The 3,775-nt window shown below is 63.6% G+C and carries 5 protein-coding genes and 1 pseudogene; 3 read left to right on the plus strand and 3 right to left on the minus strand.

All coding sequences use genetic code 11. The annotated features are described in order from the left end of the window. Positions 1–562: 562 nt before the first annotated feature. Positions 563–994 carry a hypothetical protein gene (locus AB0M45_RS33755; protein ID WP_364337538.1) on the plus strand — a complete coding sequence of 144 codons (432 nt, stop codon included), beginning with the start codon at positions 563–565 and terminating at the stop codon, positions 992–994. Further along, the gene (locus AB0M45_RS33760; RefSeq protein WP_364337540.1) at positions 991–1,782 is read left to right on the plus strand and encodes a site-specific integrase; all 792 of its coding nucleotides are present in this window, start codon (positions 991–993) and stop codon (positions 1,780–1,782) included. Before AB0M45_RS33755 ends, AB0M45_RS33760 begins: the two co-directional genes overlap by 4 nt. A gap of 300 nt (positions 1,783–2,082) precedes the next feature. Here the strand turns inward: AB0M45_RS33760 and AB0M45_RS33765 are convergent, their stop codons facing one another. Both AB0M45_RS33765 and AB0M45_RS33770 read right to left on the minus strand, forming a co-directional pair. Next, positions 2,083–2,286 carry a hypothetical protein gene (locus AB0M45_RS33765; protein ID WP_364337542.1) on the minus strand — a complete coding sequence of 68 codons (204 nt, stop codon included), beginning with the start codon at positions 2,284–2,286 and terminating at the stop codon, positions 2,083–2,085. Positions 2,287–2,497: 211 nt separating this feature from the next. Next, positions 2,498–2,690, minus strand: a pseudogene (locus AB0M45_RS33770) (IS3 family transposase); the annotation flags it as partial. A 110-nt stretch (positions 2,691–2,800) separates the two neighbouring features. Between AB0M45_RS33770 and AB0M45_RS33775 the strand changes: the two are divergent. Continuing rightward, a complete protein-coding gene (locus tag AB0M45_RS33775; protein WP_364337544.1) occupies positions 2,801–3,415 on the plus strand; it encodes a restriction endonuclease in 615 nt (204 codons plus the stop codon). A gap of 165 nt (positions 3,416–3,580) precedes the next feature. Here AB0M45_RS33775 and AB0M45_RS33780 read toward each other — a convergent pair. Next, on the minus strand, positions 3,581–3,775 hold a 195-nt coding region (locus AB0M45_RS33780), incomplete at its 5' end, for a hypothetical protein (protein ID WP_364337546.1).

The raw sequence follows: 3,775 nt of genomic DNA on the forward strand, positions 1-3,775 counted from the left end.
TGAAATGCCGCGACTTCTTCTGTGCCACAAACAACTCCGTTCAGTGTTACCCAATCCTACTTTGGGCCACTGTCCGAGACCCTCCGGGCACCTCAGTCCTTTCGGTATTGACGCGGTGGGTGTTCCTTTTGAATGCTTGGAGTGCGACGACGCCGAATCGGTTGGGACACCATAAGTATCGGCCGGAACCCGGTGAATCCCGTTGTCAGGGTTCGTGCGGCAATCGCGTTGGGTCCTCGGGTTGGTTGTGCCTGCTCAGAGGTGGGTGTTGTCGGCTCGTGAGAGGCGGCACAGGTGGTCTAGGGCTGGGCCGCCGAACAGCGGCGGAGGTTCGGTCGTGGCGATGGTGAACGAAGGTCGACTCGGCGGCAGATCGTTCGCAGGATTTAGAAGGAGTTAGCGAAGCGTGGACAGTATTTCTGGTGATCTGCCATTCAGTCCGGTGGGGGCGAACCGGGGTGCCTCGAAAACCGGGTCGGTGCCCTCGACGCACGGATCACAGTCTGGTGTCGTAGGCGGCGATAGAGAAATCGGCGGGCAGTTCGACCGAGCAGATGGCGTCGTGGATGCGTCGCCGGCGGCGCAGAACGCCTTGGTGGCGGGGATTCCGTTTGCCTTCCCTGGCGTCGAGTTGCCCGTGCCGCCGATGGGTGAGTTCACCTGTGCGACGACAACGATCGATTCGGCCGGCAGGCTGGGTGACCGGTCGGTGATCAAAAGGCTTGGCTGGAGTGCTGGGCAGCCGGTGTCGATCGAGCCCAGCCAGGGACTGTTGCACATCACACGCGTCGCCGAGAGCGAGTCATCGGTGGCGGCGAACGGCTATGTGTTCCTTTCGGCCTCCGTGCGCCGGGCATCGCGTCTGCGTGCCGGTGAGCGGGTTCTGATGGCCGGCGGGCTCGACAGTGATGTTCTGGTCGTCTACTCTTTGCGGGCCGTCGGTGCGGCGTTGTGGTCGTATCGACCGGATCTGTTCGAGGCTGTGGTCGCATGAACCGCGACGATGTCGATACCGCGCTCGAGTTCGTGGCCTCGCTGGGGCTGACCGTCGAGGACCTGACGTCTGGGCGAGTCGGTCGAGCACGCATGCCCACCATCAGTCAGTACATCCAGCGGGTGGCGATCAAAGATCCAGAGGGCATGAACCACTACCGCTCTTACTGGCCGATCATCCAAACAGAATGGGGCTCCCGCCCCCTCGACTCCCTCACGGTGGTGGAGATCGAGGAGCTCGCGGCCCGGCATCGGCGCCGTGCTGTCGTTCGCGTGAACAGCAGAGGCGGACACGGCGCCGAAGCCAACCTCATCGCCGCGCTGCGTTTCCTCTACAACGATGCCGAAGCTGTCGGCCTGATTCATCCGGAGGCGAATCCGGCCGCCCGAGCCCGCAAACCATCCCAGCGTCCTGGACCGGCGCGTGCATTGAGTTTCGACCAGATCGCGGATCTCGGCCGAGTGGCCTCGACCACTGGCGACGACACCGAACTCGACGCACTCATCCTGCGACTACACATCGAAACAGCCTGCCGCCGAAACCCGGTCCTCGCGCTGCGCATCGAGGACCTCGAACGCGACGACTGCCTGGTCCGACTCCACGAACACGACGGCGCAATCCGGTGGCAGCCCATCTCCCCCACCTTGATGAACCGCCTGCGCGGCCACATCAGACACCGCGGCGCCCGCAAAGCCACCGACCAAGTCCTGCGCTACCACAACGGAACACCGGTCGGTCTCGCACGCTACCAACACCTCGCCCACCGCTTCCGCCGTGAACTGCCCTGAGCTGACGAACTACAGGTGAACATGGATTGGATCCGCCACACCACCGAAGCATTCGTCGAAAAGCAATTCGGCCACCGCACCGCGGACCTTTTCAAACGCGGACCCGCACGTATAGACAGCATCGACCACCGCGATCGGTACGACCCTCGCCGCATAGCCCCGGTGGCTGACGTGCTGGTCGCGCTCACTGGGGAGCATCACCCCCTCGCCCGCCCGTAGCGGCAAGTGTCTGTCGCTCGGCAGCCTGTTGCACACCGAAGCCCACGTCGCCGCCCGACCGGTCAAGCCAGCCGGTAGCGCTCAGCGGCGGACGCGCCGCCAGTTCCAGGAGCGACCCCCGGTGCCTACGCGCGCGCCGGTACCGAATCCCGCGAGATGCAGGGTGATCAACAATAGCCCGACGGTGACTAGGGTGCCGTCAGTAATGGCCGCACCGAGGGTGGCATCCGCCAGGTCGAGAATGAGCGCAAGACCGAATGCGACGGCGGCGGCGATGGCGAGCATGAGAACCTCCTGATGTTCCGCCGGAAACGATGACACCCGAGCGAGTTCATCGAGTTCCTCTGTTGCACATACCCCCAATGGGCGCCAACACACAGTTGTGACGGAATCGGCCGGCACAACCTGCTACGAACCGAGCTATCAGTGCCAGAACCCACGGTGCCACGCGGGGGCCTGATGGAGGCCACATGGTCGGCGGAGCGATCGCCCGGGCCAGGCATTCGCGGGTGTGCTCATCGACGATGGGCAGGATCTTGACCGGACGGCCATCGTCGGTGGCGTCGAATTGGAAATCGACTGCCACACTCGATTGGGGCGTCCGCGGTTACCGGCGTGACTGTCGGGGTGCCGATTCGTTTGCGGTGCCGCCGCTGCGGCACCCGTAGTCCTTCCTCGATCCACAGGCGTGACTTCCCCCGTCGCTACAGCGCCAAAGAGATGGCACGACTCGTCGTCGTAGGTGGCGAACCAACGGTAGTCTGGTCGAGCGGTCGGATGTGGTGGAGCGGAGGCGCGGGTGCTGAGTGTCCCGTCGTTCGAAGCGGCTGAAGACTCTGCGGCTCAACACATGCGCGCTCTCGGATTCGCCGATGCCAAGGTCACACCTCGCGGAGCTGACGGTGGGATCGACGTGACCAGTTCGCGGGCCATCGCTCAGGTTAAATGGCACTCCGCCCCTACTGGCCGCCCCGATGTCCAAAAGCTGTACGGTGCCCGCGGACGCAGGCATCACCTCGAGATGCTGTTCTTCTCCGCTAGCGGGTACACAGCCCAGGCAGTCGAGTGTGCCAACGAGCTCGGGGTCGCACTCTTCACCATCGACCAAAACCACGGGCTCACACCGCGCAACAAGCCGGCCCAAGCCATGATGGAGCGTGAGCGGCGCGAGCAAGTGCTATTGTTCGTGGTCTTCTGCTTGCTGGTGATCCTCACCGTAATTCGCGAATTTCCGAAGCTTTCGGCATCCATCGTCTCAGCGACAGGTTGGATTGCAGGCGTGATACTGCTTACCCAGGGGCAAGCCGCCCCTGCAACGTTTTGGATGGTCGTCGGGGTCATTGGCCTGGGGTCCCTGATCATCCGCATTGCCTTGGATTCACGCCGAAACGCTTCCAGACCGCGAAGATCCTGACCGGGCTCGACCAATCAAGTGCGGAGCTGTCGGTCCTGGCACCGCTGGACCCTGTTGGCCATCGCTGCCGGTGCCGACCGGGCGAATTGTTCACGAATCTTGCGGCACCTGGGGCAGCAGAGGATGCGGTGGCAAAGCCGTCGCTCAATGCCCAGCCGGGTGTGATTACGCCAGCGTGACTTTGCCGGAAGTGTCCGAGTGACGGCTCTGGCTCACTTCCGGTGGCGGATGAGCATGCGTGACGGCATGCAGCAGCACCCGATGCTCAATGTCGACGATCAGGTAATTCCCCCGGGCTGCCGTCACGGAATTCCTCCATTGGGCGTGCCTCGTTGCGAGCGTAGCGAGCGCTCTCGGCTG

The sequence above is a fragment of the Nocardia sp. NPDC051787 genome, from assembly GCF_040681325.1.
Taxonomy (GTDB): Bacteria; Actinomycetota; Actinomycetes; order Mycobacteriales; family Mycobacteriaceae; genus Nocardia.